The sequence below is a fragment of the Tistrella bauzanensis genome (assembly GCF_014636235.1).
GTDB lineage: Bacteria > Pseudomonadota > Alphaproteobacteria > Tistrellales > Tistrellaceae > Tistrella > Tistrella bauzanensis.
In genome coordinates this window covers 28,130-47,353 of sequence record NZ_BMDZ01000004.1, presented here as the reverse complement: position 1 = coordinate 47,353, position 19,224 = coordinate 28,130, and the positions used below count along the sequence as shown (strand labels likewise).

At 68.3% G+C, this 19,224-nt stretch carries 19 protein-coding genes; 3 read left to right on the top strand and 16 right to left on the bottom strand.

All coding sequences use genetic code 11. The features are described from left to right. Positions 1 to 82 precede the first annotated feature (82 nt). Together IEW15_RS03015 and IEW15_RS03010 are read left to right on the top strand one after the other, a co-directional pair. Positions 83 to 421 (top strand): hypothetical protein, encoded by a 339-nt coding sequence (locus IEW15_RS03015; protein ID WP_188574771.1) that lies wholly within the window; start codon positions 83 to 85, stop codon positions 419 to 421. Continuing rightward, positions 418 to 1,080 (top strand): flavodoxin family protein, encoded by a 663-nt coding sequence (locus tag IEW15_RS03010; RefSeq protein ID WP_188574769.1) that lies wholly within the window; start codon positions 418 to 420, stop codon positions 1,078 to 1,080. The genes IEW15_RS03015 and IEW15_RS03010 overlap by 4 nt, the downstream gene beginning before the upstream one ends. 9 nt (positions 1,081 to 1,089) lie before the next feature. Here IEW15_RS03010 and IEW15_RS03005 read toward each other — a convergent pair whose 3' ends face one another. Continuing rightward, a complete protein-coding gene (locus IEW15_RS03005) occupies positions 1,090 to 1,887 on the bottom strand; it encodes an SDR family oxidoreductase (RefSeq protein ID WP_229707776.1) in 798 nt (265 codons plus the stop codon). Positions 1,888 to 2,370: 483 nt separating this feature from the next. Here IEW15_RS03005 and IEW15_RS03000 point away from each other — a divergent pair, with 483 nt between their 5' ends. Then, complete coding sequence (locus IEW15_RS03000; RefSeq protein ID WP_188574765.1) at positions 2,371 to 2,691, top strand: hypothetical protein; 321 nt, start codon at positions 2,371 to 2,373, stop codon at positions 2,689 to 2,691. A gap of 7 nt (positions 2,692 to 2,698) precedes the next feature. On the opposite strand, the gene IEW15_RS02995 is transcribed toward IEW15_RS03000, so the two are convergent. The 15 genes from IEW15_RS02995 to IEW15_RS02925 form a co-directional block, all read right to left on the bottom strand. Beyond that, complete coding sequence (locus tag IEW15_RS02995) at positions 2,699 to 3,433, bottom strand: TIGR04290 family methyltransferase (RefSeq protein WP_188574762.1); 735 nt, start codon at positions 3,431 to 3,433, stop codon at positions 2,699 to 2,701. A 31-nt stretch (positions 3,434 to 3,464) separates the two neighbouring features. Further along, complete coding sequence (locus IEW15_RS02990) at positions 3,465 to 4,526, bottom strand: DNA topoisomerase IB (protein ID WP_229707775.1); 1,062 nt, start codon at positions 4,524 to 4,526, stop codon at positions 3,465 to 3,467. Positions 4,527 to 4,564: 38 nt separating this feature from the next. Continuing rightward, the gene (locus tag IEW15_RS02985; protein WP_188574761.1) at positions 4,565 to 5,737 is read right to left on the bottom strand and encodes a UDP-glucuronic acid decarboxylase family protein; all 1,173 of its coding nucleotides are present in this window, start codon (positions 5,735 to 5,737) and stop codon (positions 4,565 to 4,567) included. Next, positions 5,715 to 6,875, bottom strand: coding sequence for a CgeB family protein (locus IEW15_RS02980; RefSeq protein WP_188574952.1), 1,161 nt, complete (start codon positions 6,873 to 6,875; stop codon positions 5,715 to 5,717). Before IEW15_RS02980 ends, IEW15_RS02985 begins: the two co-directional genes overlap by 23 nt. A gap of 65 nt (positions 6,876 to 6,940) precedes the next feature. After that, complete coding sequence (locus tag IEW15_RS02975; protein ID WP_188574758.1) at positions 6,941 to 8,035, bottom strand: CgeB family protein; 1,095 nt, start codon at positions 8,033 to 8,035, stop codon at positions 6,941 to 6,943. Further along, complete coding sequence (locus IEW15_RS02970) at positions 8,032 to 9,225, bottom strand: CgeB family protein (RefSeq protein WP_188574756.1); 1,194 nt, start codon at positions 9,223 to 9,225, stop codon at positions 8,032 to 8,034. Before IEW15_RS02970 ends, IEW15_RS02975 begins: the two co-directional genes overlap by 4 nt. Continuing rightward, a complete protein-coding gene (locus IEW15_RS02965; RefSeq protein ID WP_188574754.1) occupies positions 9,222 to 10,433 on the bottom strand; it encodes a glycosyltransferase family 4 protein in 1,212 nt (403 codons plus the stop codon). The genes IEW15_RS02970 and IEW15_RS02965 overlap by 4 nt, the downstream gene beginning before the upstream one ends. Beyond that, positions 10,421 to 11,722, bottom strand: a complete 1,302-nt coding sequence (locus tag IEW15_RS02960) for a TIGR04295 family B12-binding domain-containing radical SAM protein (protein WP_188574752.1) — start codon at positions 11,720 to 11,722, stop codon at positions 10,421 to 10,423. Before IEW15_RS02960 ends, IEW15_RS02965 begins: the two co-directional genes overlap by 13 nt. Then, positions 11,719 to 13,863, bottom strand: coding sequence for an NAD-dependent epimerase/dehydratase family protein (locus IEW15_RS02955; RefSeq protein ID WP_188574750.1), 2,145 nt, complete (start codon positions 13,861 to 13,863; stop codon positions 11,719 to 11,721). Before IEW15_RS02955 ends, IEW15_RS02960 begins: the two co-directional genes overlap by 4 nt. After that, positions 13,860 to 14,975: an NAD-dependent epimerase/dehydratase family protein gene (locus IEW15_RS02950; protein ID WP_188574748.1), complete on the bottom strand. Its 1,116-nt coding sequence runs from the start codon at positions 14,973 to 14,975 to the stop codon at positions 13,860 to 13,862. The genes IEW15_RS02955 and IEW15_RS02950 overlap by 4 nt, the downstream gene beginning before the upstream one ends. Before the next feature lie 185 nt (positions 14,976 to 15,160). Next, positions 15,161 to 15,796 (bottom strand): sigma-70 family RNA polymerase sigma factor, encoded by a 636-nt coding sequence (locus IEW15_RS02945; RefSeq protein ID WP_229707773.1) that lies wholly within the window; start codon positions 15,794 to 15,796, stop codon positions 15,161 to 15,163. Between the two features lie 634 nt (positions 15,797 to 16,430). Further along, complete coding sequence (locus IEW15_RS02940; RefSeq protein ID WP_229707772.1) at positions 16,431 to 16,895, bottom strand: hypothetical protein; 465 nt, start codon at positions 16,893 to 16,895, stop codon at positions 16,431 to 16,433. A gap of 69 nt (positions 16,896 to 16,964) precedes the next feature. Further along, positions 16,965 to 18,104 (bottom strand): c-type cytochrome, encoded by a 1,140-nt coding sequence (locus IEW15_RS02935; protein WP_188574745.1) that lies wholly within the window; start codon positions 18,102 to 18,104, stop codon positions 16,965 to 16,967. Then, positions 18,101 to 18,817: a cytochrome c oxidase assembly protein gene (locus tag IEW15_RS02930; RefSeq protein WP_188574743.1), complete on the bottom strand. Its 717-nt coding sequence runs from the start codon at positions 18,815 to 18,817 to the stop codon at positions 18,101 to 18,103. The genes IEW15_RS02935 and IEW15_RS02930 overlap by 4 nt, the downstream gene beginning before the upstream one ends. Then, positions 18,817 to 19,179, bottom strand: a complete 363-nt coding sequence (locus IEW15_RS02925) for a transmembrane prediction (protein ID WP_188574740.1) — start codon at positions 19,177 to 19,179, stop codon at positions 18,817 to 18,819. The genes IEW15_RS02930 and IEW15_RS02925 overlap by 1 nt, the downstream gene beginning before the upstream one ends. Positions 19,180 to 19,224 lie beyond the last annotated feature (45 nt).

Here is a 19,224-nt window from a genome sequence, read left to right as displayed (position 1 = left end):
GATCGGGGGGCGCCGGTTCCGGGAACCCTGTGGGGGGGCAGCGGATTGTCGGGGTGCACCATCTGCACAAGGAGGTTCGAACATGTCCGACAGCCAGACCACCACCGACCACGACACGATCCGGAAATGGGCCGAGGCGCGGCAGGGGCATCCGGCCGCGGTCAAGGCCACCCATAAGGGCAGGGACGCCGGGATATTGCGGATCGATTTCGACGATGGCGAGCCGGACGAGGGGTTGGAGCGGATCGACTGGGATCTGTTCTTCCGCAAGTTCGACGACAGCGGTCTGAGCTTCCTGTATCAGGACAAGACCGCCGACGGAAAGACCAGCCGGTTCTTCAAATTCATCCGGGCCGATGACAGCGGTCATACCGGCCATACTGGCAATACCGGTAGTGCCAACCGGGGAGATCGGGTATGACCACGGAACGGCCATTGCGGGCAGTTGCGATCAATTGCACGTTGAAGGGGGTTGACGCCGCATCGGGGAAGCCCAACTCGTCGACCGAAAAAATGCTGCGGCTGTTCATGGCGGCGCTGGCCGAACAGGGTGTGGTGACGGCGCCGGTGATCCGGGCGGTCGACCACGACATCAAGCCGGGCATCACCTCGGACGAGGGGCCGGGCGATGCCTGGCCGGCGATCCGCAAGGCGGTGCTGGACGCCCAGATCCTGATCATCGGCACCCCCATCTGGCTGGGCCAGCCGTCGAGCGTCTGCAAACGGGTGCTGGAGCGGCTGAACGCGTTTCTGGGCGAGACCGACGACAGCGGCCGGCTGGTGTCCTATGGCCGGGTGGCCGGTGTCGCCGTGGTCGGCAACGAGGACGGCGCCCATCATGTGACGGCCGAGCTTTATCAGGGGCTGGCGGATGTCGGCTTCACCATCCCGCCCAACGCCGCCGCCTATTGGGTGGGCGAGGCCATGGGGCATGTCGACTTCAAGGATCTGGACCAGACGCCCGACAAGGTGGTGGAGACCGTGGGGCTCGCCGCGCGCAACATCGTGCACCTGTCGCGCCTGCTGGCCAGCAACGGCTATCCGCCGGACGGCCAGCCGGCGAAGTTTCGCGACGGCTGAGGCCCGCGATCAGAGGGCCACGATGCTGCCGCCATTGGGGTGCAGCACCTGGCCGGTCATATACGAGGCCTCGTCGCTGGCCAGGAAGACGTGGCAGGCGGCAATCTCGTTGGGCTGGCCGGGGCGCCCCATGGGCGCCCAGCCGGCCTGCTCTGCCCCCTGATCCTGCTCTGCACCCTGATCCGGTTGTGTGGGGGAGGTCCGGACCGGCCCCGGCGCCACCGCGTTGACCCGGATGCCCCGGTCGAGAAGCAGGGTCGACAGCGCGCGGGTGAAGGCCACCACCGCGCCCTGGCTGGCGGCATCGTCGATCATCGCCGGCTGACCCTTGCCGGGGGTGACGGCGGTGGTGTTGATGATGGCGCCGCCGCGCGGCAGATGCGGCAGCGCCGCCCTGGTCATGAAGAAACAGCCGAAGACATTGATTCTGAGGGTCTCTTCCATCTGCTCGGCCGACAGCGCGGTGAAATCGACCACCTCGTGCTGCTCGGTGGCGGTGTTGACCAGGATGTCGAGGCGCCCGAAGGTCTTCGCCACCTCGTTGACGGCATTCCGGCAGATGGCTTCCCGGCCGACATCGCCGGCGATATGGATGGCGTTGCGGTCCTCGGCCTCGACCAGCCGCATGGTTTCCTCGGCATCACGATGGTCGTTCAGATAAACGATCGCGATATCGGCGCCCTCACGCGCCATCGCCACAGCCACGGCGCGGCCGATACCGCCATCCCCGCCGGTAATCAGCGCCACCTTGCCGGTCAGGCGCCCGGCCCCCGGAAAGCGCGGGGAATAGTCTGGCTTCGGGCGCATGTCCCGCGCGCGTCCGGGCCGGGTCGATTGCTTCCGTGGCGGATGAAGATGATCCGACATATCCTGCTCCGGCGCGATGAAGTGTTGCAGACACGTCGCATCAACAGAAGCTTATCGCATTGGTTCCAAACGTAGGAGAAACACTCGCCGGCCGTATATGTTTAGATGATGACCATCGGATCCAGGATGGTACCTGCGACGTTCGTTGCAGATTGCATCATCCGAAGGCCGTCTGCTTCACCGGGCAGGCCTATACCGCCCGTATCTGCCGCGATGAGGCGTGGCGACACGGTAAAAATAACCTGAAGGACCGCTGATCCGGTGCATCTCTGGCATCGTACAACAATCGGCAGTCTTGTTATTCCAGCAGCCGCCCTGGTGAGGTTGCCGGGGTGAACCGGCCGGCGGAGCGATCCGGCGGCGGGTCTCATTGCCGGTGCCGTGACCGGTCCGAGCCGCAGACTGAAGGAACACCTTCAACCCATGGCCAGCGCACATCCCGACAGCCGTAAGAGCCGTATCGACACCACCCATCCGGACAACGGCGACGCGGCCGCGATCGATACCGAGCTTCAGGATCTTTACGCCGCTTATGGAACCGAAAGCGATACCCCGCCCGAGATGCTCGATCTGGCGCGCCAGGCCGCCGCGGCGTTCAGCGCTCAAGGCACCGGGGCCGATGAACGCCCGCTGGCGGCCGATACGGCCCGGGACGGCACCGGCGGCACGCAGGCGCCCGCCGCGCGGATGCCGGCCGACGACGACAAGGCCGAAGACGGCAGCGGCGCCATGGACCCGACCTGAGTCCGGTTCAGCGACGGCGGCAGAGCGTGATCTCCGCCGCCGGCCGCGCCAGGATGTCGAAGCCGGCGCTGCGCAGCATGGCTTCGGCGCAGGCCCGGTTGGGCAGCCACCAATTGGTCGGATCGCCGCAATAGCGATGCTCGATGAAATGCATCCGGGGAAAATCCGGCTGGTCGAACACATCCAGAACACGAAAATCATAATCTTCCGCAACTTCTGGCGGTGAACCCTCGACCGTGCCGGATGCGGTGCCGCCGCGTTCCATCGACTGCATCACCAGCAGATCATCGGCCACGTGTTCATGGATCAGGTCCAGCGCCAGCAGCGGGTGGCGCAGGTGATAGAGCACGCCCATGAACAGCACGATATCGAACCGCGCGCCGAGTTGGCCGATGTCATAGACCGACAACTGCCGGAAGCTGATATCCAGATCATGCACCTCGGCCGCCAGCTTCGCCTGGGCCAGATAGCGCGGATCATGATCGACCGCCACCACCTGATCGGCGCCGAGCTGCTTCATCTGAATGGAGAAGAAGCCGGCATTGCAGCCGATATCCAGCACCCGCATGCCGGTCAGATCGGCGGGCAGCGCCGGGCGCAGGCGTTCCCACTGGAAGGCCGGATAATCCCCCAGAAAATGGTCGGGAGCGGTCTGGACACCGCCCAGATCCATGTTGTGGAACCAGTCTCCCAGCGCCTCGATGCGCTGACGAAGGCTGTCGGTGCGGGCATGATCTGGCATGGATGATGGCTTCCATTGCTGGCAGGGAGGGTCAGCCCCGGCCGTTGCCGGCCTGGCCGAACAAGGCCGCGACCAACGCTTCGGCACGGGTGCGCCGTCCGCCGGCGCGCATCCGCGCGTAAAGCCGCTTGAGGCCGCCGGCTTCGAAGCGGTCGACCAGACGGCGATGCACATAGCTTCTGGCCGCGACCGCGGGCGTGTTGCCCAGCATCGCCGCCACCGCGCGCATCACCGTCGCGATCTGGCGGCGCCGTGCGGTTTTCGACCCCGCCGGATCGATCAGGGCCAGCCGCGTGCCGGCGGCAGCGGTGGCGGCAAGGGTGCGGAAATCCTTGGCGGTCACCCGCGCCGGCACGTCTGCCGCCATCCGCCCCCGGGCGATCTCGGCCAGATAGGCGTTCACATCCGCCGCCGTGACCTGACGGGGCCGACCGTCGGACCCGAGATATTGGAACAGCCGGGGGCCTTTCAATCCGCCGAGCCGCCGTATGGCGTCGGCGAGTGGGCCATGGTCGAGCGTGCAGGCAATGTTGCGGCCGCTCTTGCCCCTGAAATCGAGCGCCACATGGCTGCCATCGACCATCACCTGCCGCTTCAGCAGGGTAGCGGCGCCCCGGCTGCGGCCGGTCTGGACATAATCCTCGCAGCCGATCCGGATATGGGTCTGATCGATGATCGACACCACCGCCGCCAGGGCGCCGTCGCGGCTGTGGCCGGCGCTGTCGAGGTCGCGGGCGACCCGGGCGCGGACGCGGCCGATGGCGGTGGCCAGCGCGCCAAGCCGGTCGATCTTCTCGGCCTCGCGGACCCGCTCCCAATCGGGATGATAACGGTATTGCAGCCGCCCGGCGCGGTCGCGGCCGGTGGCCTGAAGATGGGCCTGGGGGTCGGCGGCGATACGGACATCGCGGTAATCGGGCGGAATGGCCAGCGCCTTGATCCGCCCGATCACCGCCGGGTCGGTGATCCTGTCACCATGCTGATCGAGATAGATGAACCCGCGGCCGGCACGCCTGCGGCTGAACGGCAGATCATCGGCCGCCGCCTTGTGCAGCCCGGCCGCCCGCATCCGGGCCGATCGCCGGCGTTTCACGCGCCGGGGCTCGGCGTCGGCCGCGACCGCCATGGCGGTCAGGCGCGACGTTCAGGGGCAGCCAGCCCCAGCGCCACACCGCCGGCGGCAGCCCCCCGGTCTGGAGAGGCTGCGGCCGAAGAGGGTGCGACCGGAGAGGCCGAAGACGGCATCACGCCGCCGGCGTCGATCTGGCCGGCGAACCAGGCGATGGTCGCGGCCAATCCTTTGCGCAGCGGCACGGTGGGCTGCCAGCCCAGCAGGCGGCGGGCGAGGGTGATGTCGGGGCGGCGGCGGCGCGGATCGTCGGCGGGCAGCGGATCATGGGTCAGGCTGATCTCGCGGCCGGTGAGACGGCCGATCAGATGGGCCATGTCGATGATGCTGTATTCCTCCGGATTGCCGATGTTCACCGGCCCCTCGGGTCGCGGGTTCACCCGCATCAGCCGCACCAGCCCCTCGATCAGATCGTCGACATAGCAGAACGAGCGGGTCTGGCGGCCGGTGCCATAGATGGTGAGCTTGCGGCCGGTCAGCGCCTGGGCCACGAAATTCGACACGATGCGGCCATCATCCAGCCGCATGCGGGGCCCATAGGTGTTGAACACCCGCGCCACCCGGACATCGGTCTGATACTGGCGCACGAAATCATAGCAGAGCGATTCCGCCATCCGCTTGCCCTCGTCATAGCAGGCACGCGGGCCGGTGGTGTTGACGCAGCCGCGATAGCTTTCCGGCTGCGGATGCACCTCGGGGTCGCCATAGATTTCCGATGTCGAGGTCATCAGGAACCGCGCGCCCAGATCATGGGCCAGTTCCAGCAGGTTCAGCGTGCCGACGACACTGGTGGTGGCGGTGCGGATCGGCTGATCCTGATAATGGGGCGGCGAGGCCGGGCAGGCCAGGTTGTAGACCTCGGTGACGCCGCTGATCCGCGGCAGCGGCCGGCGGATATCGTGGTCCATCAGCACGAAATCGGGATGACCGGCCAGATGATCCAGATTGTCGGCGAGGCCGGTGTCAAAGTCATCGACCGCGTGCACCCGGTAACCGTCTTCGATCAGCCGGGTGCACAGATGCGAGCCCAGAAATCCGGCGCCGCCGGCGACGATCGCCACCGGTCGCGCGGCCGCCCGGTGCCGGGCGCGCAGGGCGCCGTTGGCTGTATGGCTGCCGTTCACCGGGCGGGGGCCGTTCTGCGGCCGCTGATCAGGCAGGTGTATGCGCTTCATCTCCGGTCCTTTCGGTTGGCCCCGCCAGATCCAGGCTGCGTGTTTCAGGCTTGCCCACTGTTGCCGCCGGTCGCAGATGCCACAAGCCCGCCGCCAGCTCCCGCGCCCGATGCAGGCCGGTATGGCCGTCGAGCACGATGGCGCGGGCGCGCGTGGCGAGCCGGCGGCCGGTGTCGCTGTGGTGATCGGACAGTGCCGCCACCACATCATCGGCGCCGCGCGCGACCAGGATCGCCTCTCCCTCAGGAAAGAACGCCTCGATCCCGTCCCACGGGTCGGTGATCACCGGCGTGGCGCAGGCGGCCGCTTCGAACAGGCGCACGCTGGGCGACCAGCCGGTCGCCAGCATGTCGGCGCGGGTGATGTTCAGGGCATAGCGCAGGCTGGCATAGAGGGCCGGATGGTCACCCGGTGCGACATGGTCGAGCCGGGTGACATTCGCCGGCCAATCGATATCGGCGGGATATTGGGGGCCGGCGACGATGAACCGCCGGTCGGGCATCCGGCGCGCCGGCTCGATCAGCAGGCGGTCGAGTGCGGGCTGGCGATCGGGGCTGTAGGTGCCCAGATAGCCAAGGTCATAGAGCGGTTGCGGCGCGCCTGCCGCATCGGCCGGGGCATAGCGGGTGGCATCGACCGCGCAGTACAACGGCCTCGCCCGGCGCGCGCCATACTGGCGTTCCAGCCGGTCGAGCAGCGGCCCGCCGGTGAAGCTGAAATAGACGTCGAAGGCCGGGATCAGCCGCCGGCTGAGATAATCGCAGTCGTCGCGCGCCAGCCGGCCCAGGGTGACCGGGGTGTCGATGTCATAGAACCCGACCACACCACCCGCGATGGTCAGCACCTTGCGGATCACCTCGATGCCGTCGGGAACATAAGACCCGACCAGCACCGCATCGGCATTGGCGATTGCCGCGCGATGGGTGGTCAACAGCTCCGACGGGTGCCGATAAAAGGCGAGCCGGCAGAAATCGGGATCGGACAGATCGCGGGCCGCGGCGTACCATGGCACGTCGCGTTCCAGGAAGGTGACACTGTGGCCGCAGGCAGCCAGCCCCCGGATCAGCGCCCGGAAGGTGGTGGCGTGGCCATTGCCCCAGGATGAACTGAGCGACAGCCCCAGAATGGTGATGGTCATCGGCGGCACGTCGCCCACCGGCGACGGGGCGTGCGACGGCACATCGGGCACGGCTATGGTCGCGGTCATGCGGCCGTCTCCTTGCGTTTGGCGGCCAGACGCGCGCGGAACACGTCGTCGACGATGTCGGCGCGGCGGGCATAGGTATGGCAGGCCAGCATCCGGGCGCGGGCCTTCCCGCCGATCGCCTGCGCCCGTTCCGTTGTCAGACCGTTCAGGATCGACAGCACCTCGCGGCCGTCATGGGCGACCAGCACCTCGGCATCGGGTTCAAGAAAGGTCTCGATTCCAGGCCAGGCATCGGTGATCAGGCAGGCGCCGGCGGCGGCGGCCTCGAAGATCCGGGTGGGTGGCGAGAAGCCGCTGGCCGCCATGCTGTCGCGGTTGATGTTCAGCACCGCGCGCGGCGAGACGTTGAAGGCATTGTGGTCGGCGGTGCGGACATGGCCGATCGCCCGGACATTGGGCGGCAGGTCGCCCTGCACCCAGCCCGATCCGCCCAGCAGCATCGTCAGATGCGGTGCCTGACGGGCGGGTTCCAGAAAGAAGTCGCGCACCCGTGCCTCGCGGTCGGGCAGGCGGTTGCCGAGAAAGGCCAGATCGCAGGCGAAACGCGGTTCCGGCGGCACCGGAAAATGGGTGTCGGCATCGACGGCGTTATAGACCGGCGTGCAGTCCTTCGCGCCGAAGCCGGCATAATCGGCCGCGACCCCCGGCCCTCCGCCATAGGTGAGCACCCCGTCGAGCGCCGGCAGCACCCGGCGCAGCACCGGTTCGCGGTCGTCGCGCATGGCGGCCAGGGTGGCCGGCGCGTCGACATCCCAGAACATCCGCAGCGCGTCGGGCCGGGTGGCGGCGGTGACGGCGGCAAGCAGGGCATCGTCGAACACGCCGACGCCGCTGGCCTTGATCACCACATCCGCCCGTGAAGCCTGGGCGGCGGCATCGGCCATGCTGGCGGGGGTTGCCGGATAGACCACCACCTCGCACCAGGATGGCGGGTCGATGTCGCGGTTCTCCTGGCGGCCCAGCGCGTCCGGCTCATAGAAGGTCACCTGCCAGCCATGTGCTACCAGCGCGCGGATGATGCCGCGATAATAGGTGGCGGCGCCGTTCCAGTAGCTGGACAGGATGCTGGAGCCGTAAAAGGCGATCTTCATCGGGCGGCCTCCCTGGTTCCGGAACGGTCGGCATCGAGACGGTTTGGGGCGAAACGGCCGGCATCGAGACGGTTCGAGTTGAAACGGTGGGGCGCCAGACCGCTCAGGATCTTCAGCAGCTGGTCCACACGGTGGTTGCAACCATGACGGGCCAGGATTGTTTCACGGCCCCGCGCCGCCAGATCCGCGGCGAGGTCGCGATCGGCCAGGATCCTGCGGATCTGCTGGCGCATCCGGGGGCCGGTTTCGGCGGTGAGATAATCGGTGCCGGTGCGGAACAGGCCCTCGGTATCGGCCCACGGCGCCGAGACCAGCGGAATGCCAGAGGCCAGCGCCTCGAACATCCGGATGGTGGGGATGCCGGGCAGGTCGGTCGCATAGAACCGCCTGGGCACGTGCACGGTCATCCGGTGGCCGGCAAAGGCCCGGGGCACATCGGCATTGGCGATCCAGCCGGCATAATCGATGCCGGCCCGGGCCAGGGCCTGGCGCGCCGGATCGGGATAGCGCACGCCGTGGATGGTGGCGGTCAGGGCCAGGGCCCGCACCGGCTCGACCAGAAATTCATCCAGTTCGGCCCCGCGCTCGCCATCGCCCCAATTGCCGATCCAGACCAGATCGCGCCGGTCCCTGTCATGATCGGGTTGGATATCGGGGCGCGGCCCGAACAGCCGCAGATCGGCGGCTTCATGCCAGACATGGACATTGCGACCCCAGCCATGGCGCCGCCAGGTTTCGGCCAGAACCGCGCCGAAGGCCAGCACCGCGTCATAGCCATCCAGATCCAGTGCCGCCATCTCGTGCGGGGCTGAAACCGCGCGATGATGGGTGTCGTGGAACAGCAGCAGAAAGCGGGCGCCGGTCATGCGCCGCCGGCCCAGATCGGCGACCAGCGCCGGATCGGTCCATTCATGCACGATCACCACGTCGGCGCCGTCGAGCACCGGGTCGATATCGGCGGGGCCTAAATAGCAAACGGCGCGGATCTCAGGGAACGTCTCGTGGAACCGGGCGACCACCTCCGGCCCCTGGCCGGCCACCAGATTGGTCCGGCTCCAGCCGTCGGCGGGTTCCAGCACCACGACCTCGTGGCCGCGTGCGGACAATTCCCGCACGATGCCGCGCTGGAAATGGGCGTTGCCGTGATTCCAGCACGACACCACGGAATGACTGAACAGAACGAATTTCATGGCCGGGCGGCTCCTGACTCGGGGCTGGCGGGGGCCGGGGACGATGCATCCGGTTGCGGCCGGCCGGCATGGCGTGCCAGAACCCCGCCATAGAGCGCGAGCAATGCCTCGGCCTGTCGCGTCGGCGAGAAGGTGGCGGACCGGGTCATCGCCAGCAATCCCAGACGGCCGCGCGCCACCGGATCGCCGGCCAGCCGGTTCACGGCATCGCGGGCCGCAGCCGGATCGTTGGGGTCGACGAACAGGGCGCAGTCCTCCCACAATTCGCGATGGGTGGGGATGTCCGACAGCACCAGGGCCGCACCGGCGGTGGCGGCTTCCAGCACCGCCAGCCCGAAGGGTTCGTAAAGCGACAGCGAGACGAAGACCGGCGCCCGCGCCAGCCGGCGGCGCAGCGTGTGATGATCGAGCACGCCCAGCGCCGTGACATGCGACACCGCGACCGCGAGGCCCGCGGGATCGTCGAGCGGTCCTGCTATGTCCACCGGCCAGATCATGCCTTCGGCGGCGGCATCCAGCACGGCGAGGTTCTTGGCCGGATCCCACCACCGCGCCGCCGCCAGCACCCGCTGATCCCTGGGCGCCGCCAGCACCCGCTGATCCCTGGGCGCCGCCATCACCGGCCGGGACGCGTTCGCCACCACATGCAGATCGGGCAGGGCGCCATAGATGGCGGTGACGTCATCGGCGAAGGCCTGCGAGGGGCACAGCACCGCGTCGGCGGCGGCAAGCCCGCGCGCGGTGGCGTGATTGTGCCAGACGAGATCGGCCGGCAGCGTCTGGCCGCGCACGGCACGCCACCATGTCGCCATGCAGGAATGGGCGGCGGCGATGCGTGGCAGTTGCGGGTCGACGAACGGCAGAAAGGGCGGATTGTTCAGATGCAGGATATCGGGCGCCGCCCGCGCCACGGCATCGGCGACGATCCGGCCGCTTCGCGCCAGCGCATCGGGGCCGTCGACCTGCCAGTCGAGCGGGGTATGCGCCCAGGACAGCGCGATGCCGGCCTCGGCCGCCTCGGCGATTTGGCGCTGCGACGGATCGGGGCCGATGCCGAGCAGGCTGGCGGCGATCGTTCGGGGGGCGGCCCCCGGCACCGCCTGCGCACGGCCGTTGAGCGCGCGCGCGGCATCCATGGCATAACGCCAGACGCCCCCCACCGCATCGGCGGTGATCAACAGGCTCAGAGGCGGGGTCAGCGACCGCATGCCGCCTCCAGACGCGCCAGCGCCACCGGCCGCTCGTCCTGAATGTCGCTGAACCGGTCGAAGGCCGCGAGGTAGTGGTCATGCGCCCGTTCCCAGGCATGATCGTCGGGCAGGCCCCACATCTGGCGGTACTGGGGCGAGGCGGGATAGGGATAGAGCGGCACCGGATCATTCGCCCACACGCCCTGGCCCTGCACCAGATCGCGCCAGGCGGAAACCTCGGCCGGGTCATCCTCGGGCGTGCCGATCAGATTGGCCTGGACGAAGGGCACGTGTTCGCGTGCCGTGATCAGCAGCCGGGTCAGCTCGTCGGTGCCGATCCGGCAGCGCTTGTCGAGGGCGGCCCGGCCGGCGACGGTGAGGCTTTCGACTCCGGCCTCGATCGACACGCAGCCAGCCCGACCCAGCAGCGCCAGCATGTCGGGCTTCCACAGATCGATGCGGGTCTGGATGCCGAAGCGGATATCGCGGGCGACCAGCGCCTCCAGCAGCGGCTTCTGGGGCAGGAAGATCTCGTCGATGAAATAGAGATAGGTCACGCCCTGCGCGATCAGCCGGTCGATCTCGGCCAGCAGCAGGTTCAGGTCGCGGCGGCGATAGCGATCGCGGAAATCGAGCTTGGCGCAGAAGGTGCAGGCATAGGGGCAGCCGCGCGAGGCTTCCACCTCGGCGCCGGGGCCGTCGGGGGCGGCATCGAAGCGGTGATGATGATGGCGGTGACGCCGCACCCAGTCGTCGGGCCAGGCGAGCGGCGGCAGGTCGGTGAAGCGGCTGGCATGGCCGGTGCCGTTGACCCGGAGCGTGCCGTCGCGGTCGATCCAGGCGGTGGCGGCGACGCGGGTCATGGCGGACCGGCCGCCGGCATCGGCCAGGGCTGCCACCACCTCTTCGCATTCGCCCATCACCACGGCATCGGCCTTCAGCTTGCGCAGGGTGGGGCCGGGGGTGGTGGAGCCATGCGGGCCGACCGCGACGACCAGCCCGCCCCGGCGGTTCAGATCGCGGATGAAGGCCGCCGGCACCCGCAGTTCCGGCTGGGCACAGCGCCAGAACAGATAGGTGGGAGCGGTGGTGACCACGGTCATCGCGGGGCTGAAATCCGCGACCAGGGCCGCGGCATCGGCGCTGTCGATCGCCTGAAGATGGGCGTCGATCAGCAGCACCTCATGGCCGGCGGCCTCCAGCATCGCGCGGGTATAGCCCAGTTCCAGCGGCAGATGGGGCTCGCGGCAGCCGAAATAGATGCTGCCGTCGAAGGTCCAGGGCGGATTGACGAGCGCGATCTTCATGCCATGAGACTCCATTGCTTGCGGCCACCGCCATCGGCGCCGGCTGCCCGCTCCGCCAGGGTGGCGGGGGGTGCGGCACCGGTGATGGCGGTGCCGTCTTCGACCAGCCAGTCGTGCAGGCTTGTCAGCCCCGCCTTCCACGGGATCTGGCGGCGCCAGCCGGTGGCGGCCTCCAGCCGCCTGGTATCGGCCACGAACCACAACTGGTCGCCGGTGCGCGGCGGCTCGAACCGGGTGATCACCGGCCGGTCGGTCAGGCGGGCGATTTCGTCCAGCACCGTCATCAGGCTGACGGCGTTGGTGGGGCCGCCGCCCAGATTGAAGGCGCGGCCGGCATGGGTGGTGATCTGGTCGCGCAGCAGCAGATAGGCCGCGACCGCGTCGTGCACATGCAGGATGTCGCGCACCTGATGACCATCGCCGAACAGGGTGATGGTCTCGCCTTTCAGCGCCCGGATCAGGAAATGCGCCACCCAGCCCTGATCCTCGGTGCCGAACTGGCGGGGGCCATAGATGCAGCTCATCCGCAGCACCGCCGCGGGCAGGCCGAAGGAGCTGGCGTAATCCAGCACATACTGGTCGGCGGCCCCCTTGGAACAGCCATAGGGCGTGGCAAGGTCAAGGCTGTGGCCTTCGTCGATGCCGCCCTGACGCAGGCGCGCATCGACCGGCAGATGGCCTTGCGGCCCCTGTTCCAGCGCCAGATGGGTCAGATGGCCATAGACCTTGTTGGTGCTGGCGAAGACCAGCGGGGTCGGGTCGGATTTGGCACGCAGCGCCTCCAGCAGATGGAGCGTGCCGGCGGCGTTGATGGCGAAGTCTTCGACCGGTGCCGTCAGGCTTTCGGTCACCGCCACCTGGGCCGCCAGATGAAACACCGATCCGGCGTCGCCGGCGGCCTCGCTCAGGGCATCGAGGTCGCGGATGTCGGCGGCATGCAGCGCCACATGGTTGCCGTGGCGGGCGCGCAGCCAGTCGACATTGGTGCTGACCCCCGGCCGGCTGAGGTTGTCGAACAGGATGACGTCCTCGCCCTGCGTCAGCAGCGCGTCGGCCAGATTGCTGCCGATGAAGCCGGCGCCACCGGTGATCAGCACCGGAGACGCGGCCCGGCGGCGGGTGGTGCCGCGGGTGGTGCCGGCAGGGTCGGCATCGCCATCGTCGGCGCGGCGCGGGCTGTCTTCGCTGATCGCGATCTTGCGGCGCACGGCGGCGACCCCGCCCTGGCGCAGCAGCCGGGCCAGCAGCTTGTCGCGGCCGCGATCGTCCAGCATACCCATGTGGTAATGGCGGATGTCGAACTGGCGGCCTTCCTGCACCGCCACATCGGGCGGCAGGTCGCGCAGGCCATACCAGTACAGCCGGTCGGCCGGCGCATCCAGCGCCTGAAGGAAACGCCGGGCCTGTTCGCGCTGGTCGTGACGCCAGGTGGAATAGCCGCCTTCGGTGATCCAGATCCCGGCCCGGGGATGATGACGGTCCAGCAGGTCGCGCAGAGCGGTGATATGCCGGGTCCAGCCTTCCCAGCCGCCGGCCTCGCTGTCCCAGGTGCCGGGAAAACCGTGGATGCCAACGGCGGACACCGTGCCCAGCACGCCGCGCTCGCCCATCAGCTCCAGCCAGTTCAGGTCGAAGGGGCACGGCCCCCCCAGCACCACCGGCCAGCCGCGATGTTCGGACCACCAGGCGGCGGCGCCGATCATCTCGCAGAAGATCCGCCAGTCGGGATCGGCCCGCCAGTCCCAGTCCAGCAGGTTGTTGGGCTCGTTCCAAAGCTCGATGCGCGGGAAATGGTGGCCATAGCGGCTGAGGGCCAGATCGACGAAATCGGCCAGATCCTGCGGCCGATGCGGCGGGCCGGCGCTGGTGCCGGTGCGCGACAGCGATGGCGGGGTGTAATGAATGCAGGGCAGCACCTCCACCCTGGCCGCCAGGGTCGGAATCAGCCAGTCATACCAGTCCTGGCCGCCGGGCGCGTGGAAATCCGCCCAGGAGAGATGCGTGCGCAACCATGATGCGCCCAGCGCCTCGATATGGTCCAGGCTGTCCAGCACCCGCATATGATCGCCGGGGCGGAACCATTCGGCGACCCCGAAGGCCGGGTCTTCAGCGGCCCTGTTTTCGGAAGAGGCTGATGTCATACCACCAGCCCCCGCGTCTCAAGCTCCTGATGGGCCTGACGCACGCGGTCCTGAGCCTGCTGGGTCGATACCCAGTCGACCAGTTCCAGAACCGTGTCTTCCAGCGGCAGTTCGGGTTGGAAACCAAGCCGGGCGCGGGCGCGGGTGATGTCGGCGAAACAGTGCCGTACATCGCCGACCCGCGATTTCTGCAGAATCTGCGGCGCCAGATCCTCGCGGTCCATGGCGCCGGCCAGCAGCCGCGCCACCTGCGACACGGTATAGATCCGGCCGCTGGCGATGTTCAGGATCTCGCCACCGAGGCCCGGGGTTTCCAGAGCCAGACGGAAGGCGCGGGCGACGTCGCGGACATGGACGAAATCGCGATGCTGCTCGCCATCCTCGAACACCATCGGCGACTGGCCGTTCAGCAACCGGCCGGCAAAGATCGCCAGCACCCCGGTATAGGGGTTCGACAGCATCTGGCCGGGGCCGAAGGTGTTGAACAGCCGCAGGCTGATCGCCTCGATGCCATAGGCGGCACCCAGGATCAGGGTCATCTGTTCCTGATCGAACTTGGTCAGAGCATAGATCGAGGCGAGGTCCGGGCGCTTGGTCTCAGGGGTCGCGGCCGGAATCAGCGGCCGGCCGTCGGCGGTCACCGGATCCCAGCGGCCGGTCTTCACGGCCTCGGCCGTGCGACGGACATCCTCGACGGCGGCGCCTTCAGGGGTGAGGTACAGCCCCTCGCCATAGACGCTCATCGACGAGGCGACGATCACCTTGCGCACGCCGCTGTTGACCACCTGCTGCATCAGCACGGCGCTGCCCAGCGTGTTGACCGACACATAGCGGTCGATCTCGTACATGCTCTGGCCGACACCCACGTCGGAGGCCAGATTGATCACCGCATCGGCGCCGTCCAGCGCCGTGGTCACCGCCATGGGGTCGCGCACATCCCCCCGGATGAACTCGACCGCTGCGGGCAGGCCCCCGGATGGCGACGGCGACGGGCCATGCGCCTGTTCGATCAGGCTGTCCAGAACCCGGACCCGGTGCCCGGCCCGCAACAATTCGGTGCAGACATGCCGGCCGATGAAGCCGGCACCCCCTGTGATCAGGACTGTGCTCATGCGGTTGTCTTCCCGGTATCAGTCCGGTGGGCGTCGGCCCGCCGGCTCGTGATGTCAGGAGCAACAACTGCTCGGCCAGGAAAAGGTTTCCTGCTGCTGTAGATGATCCGGCAGCAGAAGAAGCGGGGACGGAGAAGAAGAAGAAGATGAAGAAGATGAAGAAGGCGGCCGGGCCGCCGACAGCCTCAACTGTCGGCGATCCCCGGCCTGGTGGACTGGCGCTGCTCGCGCGTCGTCAGGCGGTCCTGCCGCCGACGGCTGCCGCCGACCACGTCATCAAGGAAATCATGCTCGTCGTCGCTGTCGAGCAGGCGCAGCAGCGCGGTCCGCGCCCGGCTGACCCGGCTCTTGATCGTGCCGAGGGCGCAGCCGCAGATCTCGGCCGCTTCCTCGTAACTCATGCCGCCGCCACCGACCAGCATCAGCGCCTCGCGCTGATCGGGCGGCAGCTTCTGCACCGCCTCGTCGACCAGCCGCAGCTTCAGCGACCATTCCTGCGAGGGCTTCACATGCACACCGGGCAGGTCTTCGACGACCAGAACCGGCTCGCGCTGCTGCTTATGATACAAGGTGTAGAATGTATTGCGCTGGATGGTGAACAGCCAGGCGCGGAGATTGGTGCCGGCGGTGAACTGACGGGCGTTGGCGATCGCCTTCATCAGCGTTTCCTGTACCAGATCATCGGCCTCGCAGGCGCTGCGGGTCAGGGATCGAGCGAAGGCGCGCAGGGACGGGATCAGGTTGACGATCTCATCATGGAGGGCGGGCTCATCATGGAGCGTGGGCTCGTCATGGCGAGGCGGTTGGTGTTGTTCCATCATGCGTGGCCTTTGTCCGTTGCTTGTCGCGTCAGATGCACTGGATGGCGTTGGCCTGCCCCTGCTTCGGAACACCGCAACGCGACTGGCAGGTGATTGCCCCGTCGTCGAAGTCGGATCATTCTGCGCCCTTTGTCGTGGCATCCGTGTGTCCTCCCTGTTCCAACGGGCGGTTGCGGAGTGATGCGTGCAAATGACCCGGTATCGTTAATTGGTTAAAATTGACTCTTTCCTCACCTGAGCCAATCCAACCGGTCGTCCGTGAAACATATCTTATGCAAATCGCATCGTCAGTGGGCTCAGAGGTAGTGGTATCGATGCGCTACTCAAGAACCCTATCCCCAAAAGCACCAGGCTTCTTTAATCTGAATTAATGCACAAGGTGCGCACCTGATGCAGGCATAGATGCTGGTGGCCGGTCTTCTGCCGCTCCGGCGTTAACCATTCCGGGCTCTACGACCCGCGTATGGCGGGCGGCGGTGGCCGTGTACGGCGCGACGGCGCGACCTGTGCCGACCGCGGCCTCCGCATCAAACGGCCGCAGCCCCCCGGTTGGGCGCCGGGGGGCTGCGGTGGGTGGCGGGTGGGGTTGTCGACAAAGTGCGGCCGGGTGGAACGGCGGCGGCGCAGGTGCCCGTCAGCGCACCAGTATTTCAACCAGGACGACGGCACATATAAATAATATTGTCAGGACGCCGACGACGATCAGCCCGCGCGGCACCCGGCGCGGCTGGCCGCCTCCATGCGGGGCGAAGCGGCCGCCGCTCAACCCCGGGGCGTTCACCGGATCGGGGCGCCGGCCGAGTTCCTGCGCGGTGGCGATGCCCACCGCCGCCGCATCGGGCGGCGTGCCGGCCGCCTCGTCATCGGTGCCAAGACCGGCCGCCGCCGGATCGACCAGGGGCACCTTGTCGCCGGTCTCGCCGCGGTCGATGCGATCGCGGAGCTGGGCCGCGGTGGGCGCGCCGCCATCTGCCATGTCCGGGCGACCATCAAGGTCGCCGGGGGCGGGCGGGATCGGCGCCAGATGGTCGCCGGCCGGGCGGGTGGTCCGGGGGTCACGGGATGGCTGCTGCGCGCGGGACGGGCTTGTGTCAGACATGTGGCAACTCCGGTGGGGCTCCTGACGTCCGGTATCGACCTCGCGTCCGGCAAGGGCCCGGATCGTGGTTCAACGGCTTGCGGACGAGCCTGTTCCACGGTTGCCGTCATCGGCATAGAAGGCCGCCACCGCCGCGATGTCGGCATCGGTCAGACCGTGGGCGGCGCGCGCCATCAGATGGGCATGGCTGCCGCCGCCGCGCGCGCCCGCGCGCCACAGATGCAACTGGGTTTCCAGATAGGGCCGGTCCTGACCGGTGAGGCGTGGAAAGCCGGGGCGCGGTTGCGTGATGGCGCCATCGACGGCAACCCCGCCATGGCAACTGCCACAGGCCGGTACCCGCTGATCGGGCAGACCTTCGGCGGCGATGGCGCCACCACGGTCGGTGATCTGCCGACGAATGTCATCCGGCGCGGCGGCCGGCTGCGCCGGCTGTTGCGGCCGCTGCCCGGCATAATGACGGGCGAGGCGGGCGATCTCGTCGTCGCTGAGCCCGCTTGCCGCCAATTGCATGATGCCCGAGGCGCGCCGACCATCGCGATAGGCGGCGAGGCTGGTGGCGAGATAATCGGCCGACTGGCCGCCGATCACCGGAAACGCGCCGCCATCCGACCCGCCATCGATGCCATGACAGGCGACGCAGCCGGCTAGAACCGGATTGGTCGTCCCCGCCGCCCCCGCCTCGCCCGCCGCCCCCGGTGCGGCCGCGCCACGCAGACGGTCATAGCCCGCCTCGTCCATATCGGGCAGGGCGCGCAGAAAGGCGACCATCGCCCAGACCTCGTCATCGCGCGGCGGCGCCGGCCATGCCGGCATGCCGCTGAACTTCACGCCATGCTTGACGATGGTGAACAACTCCGCCGGCGCCCAGGCATGGGCGGAATTGTCCAGGCCCGGCGGCGCCGGGGTCATCTGATAGGGCACGGGGCCGGTGGCCTTGCCCGGTGCGCCATGGCAGAAGCGGCAGGATGCCTCGAAATGTCCGGCGGCGCGCCGGACCAGCACCGGATCGTCGACGATGGCGGGCTCCTCGACCGACATGGCGTTCAGTTGCACGGAATTCTGCATCACCCAGTGCAGGAACCAACTGGTGACGCGCCAATGCCCGGAACTGGCCGAGATCGGCATCAGCCCGATCCACAGCCCGATGGTGACCACGGCGGCAAGCACGGCCAGCCCCGAGGCCAGATGGCGGATATGGATCTTCATGACGCCGTCTCCCCGGTCTGGCGGAACATCCGTGCCATCAGCACCACGCCGCCGGCCAGATAGGCCGCCCCGCCCATCAACAACATGATGATGCCGCCGAACTGCTGGTCGGCGATGACCGCGAGCGGGTCGATATCGGTGCCGTGCAACCCGGCGAGCGCATGGGAATAGAGCGGCCGGCCGGCGAAGGCGATCAGCGCGCCGAGCAGGGTCATGTGAATTGAGGTGAGCAGCAGGCCCAGCGTGCCCAGCAGGCTCTGGCCCCGGGGCCCGCGCGCGCCCCGGCCCAGACAGGCGATCCAGACCACCAGGCCGGCGGCAAGAAAACTGCCCTGTTCAAGGATATAGCCGGTGCCGCTTGTGCGCGCCCAGCCGTGCAGCAGCGGCGCATGCCAGCCCCAGACCACCAGCAACTCGACCAGCGAGGCCGGCAGCGGCCCGAACAGAAGCGGATGACGCGGGGTCGGATCATACCGGCTGCCGGCGATGCCGATGGCGATCAGCGGCGCCACGACGGTGACCAGCCCCATATGCACCGCCATATGGGCGGCAAAGGACGTGGCGGAGGCCCGCGCCAGCGGCCCCGCCCACAACGCCGCCAGCACGACCAGCCCGGCCGCCACCGGCAGCCAGAGGGCGGCCGGCAGCCGCACCGCCGCCGCCGGCCGGGTGGGGCGGGATAGCCGGGTGGGGCGGGGTACTGGCGCGGCCATCAGCGGCAATCCGTCATGAACACGGCCGGCAGGCCGCTATAGATGACCGCGACGAAACTGAGCGCCGCGACCAGAAAGGTCGCCGCCCCCATCTGGCGCCGGCGGTCCTTCAGCGTCGGGGCGTCGTGGGGGCTGGTCTCCATGCTGAAGCCGGTATAGCGGTGCGCGGCCACGGCCGCGGCCAGAATGAACACCAGCGCCAGACCGGTGGCGATGGCGATGGCGATGCGCACCACGCCCAGATCCCACCCCTTGGCGCAGGCAATGGCGGCGAAAACATAGGCGAACAGGAAGTGCAGCGCCCAGACCGTGGGCGGTGCGATCAGCGTGAGCAGATTGGCGCGGTCTGGTCTGGTCAGCATGATGATCCGGTCCTTGGGCCTCGTCGTCTTCGGGTGGGGGTGGGG

What these genes read in the sequence shown, in the direction of transcription:
- IEW15_RS03015 (WP_188574771.1), top strand. Translation starts at nt 83, where the DNA reads ATGTCCGACAGCCAGACCACCACCGACCACGACACGATCCGGAAATGG.
- IEW15_RS03010 (WP_188574769.1), top strand. Translation starts at nt 418, where the DNA reads ATGACCACGGAACGGCCATTGCGGGCAGTTGCGATCAATTGCACGTTG.
- IEW15_RS03005 (WP_229707776.1), bottom strand. Translation starts at nt 1,887, where the DNA reads ATGCGCCCGAAGCCAGACTATTCCCCGCGCTTTCCGGGGGCCGGGCGC.
- IEW15_RS03000 (WP_188574765.1), top strand. Translation starts at nt 2,371, where the DNA reads ATGGCCAGCGCACATCCCGACAGCCGTAAGAGCCGTATCGACACCACC.
- IEW15_RS02995 (WP_188574762.1), bottom strand. Translation starts at nt 3,433, where the DNA reads ATGCCAGATCATGCCCGCACCGACAGCCTTCGTCAGCGCATCGAGGCG.
- IEW15_RS02985 (WP_188574761.1), bottom strand. Translation starts at nt 5,737, where the DNA reads ATGAAGCGCATACACCTGCCTGATCAGCGGCCGCAGAACGGCCCCCGC.
- IEW15_RS02980 (WP_188574952.1), bottom strand. Translation starts at nt 6,875, where the DNA reads ATGACCATCACCATTCTGGGGCTGTCGCTCAGTTCATCCTGGGGCAAT.
- IEW15_RS02975 (WP_188574758.1), bottom strand. Translation starts at nt 8,035, where the DNA reads ATGAAGATCGCCTTTTACGGCTCCAGCATCCTGTCCAGCTACTGGAAC.
- IEW15_RS02970 (WP_188574756.1), bottom strand. Translation starts at nt 9,225, where the DNA reads ATGAAATTCGTTCTGTTCAGTCATTCCGTGGTGTCGTGCTGGAATCAC.
- IEW15_RS02965 (WP_188574754.1), bottom strand. Translation starts at nt 10,433, where the DNA reads ATGCGGTCGCTGACCCCGCCTCTGAGCCTGTTGATCACCGCCGATGCG.
- IEW15_RS02960 (WP_188574752.1), bottom strand. Translation starts at nt 11,722, where the DNA reads ATGAAGATCGCGCTCGTCAATCCGCCCTGGACCTTCGACGGCAGCATC.
- IEW15_RS02955 (WP_188574750.1), bottom strand. Translation starts at nt 13,863, where the DNA reads ATGACATCAGCCTCTTCCGAAAACAGGGCCGCTGAAGACCCGGCCTTC.
- IEW15_RS02950 (WP_188574748.1), bottom strand. Translation starts at nt 14,975, where the DNA reads ATGAGCACAGTCCTGATCACAGGGGGTGCCGGCTTCATCGGCCGGCAT.
- IEW15_RS02945 (WP_229707773.1), bottom strand. Translation starts at nt 15,796, where the DNA reads ATGATGGAACAACACCAACCGCCTCGCCATGACGAGCCCACGCTCCAT.
- IEW15_RS02940 (WP_229707772.1), bottom strand. Translation starts at nt 16,895, where the DNA reads ATGTCTGACACAAGCCCGTCCCGCGCGCAGCAGCCATCCCGTGACCCC.
- IEW15_RS02935 (WP_188574745.1), bottom strand. Translation starts at nt 18,104, where the DNA reads ATGAAGATCCATATCCGCCATCTGGCCTCGGGGCTGGCCGTGCTTGCC.
- IEW15_RS02930 (WP_188574743.1), bottom strand. Translation starts at nt 18,817, where the DNA reads ATGGCCGCGCCAGTACCCCGCCCCACCCGGCTATCCCGCCCCACCCGG.
- IEW15_RS02925 (WP_188574740.1), bottom strand. Translation starts at nt 19,179, where the DNA reads ATGCTGACCAGACCAGACCGCGCCAATCTGCTCACGCTGATCGCACCG.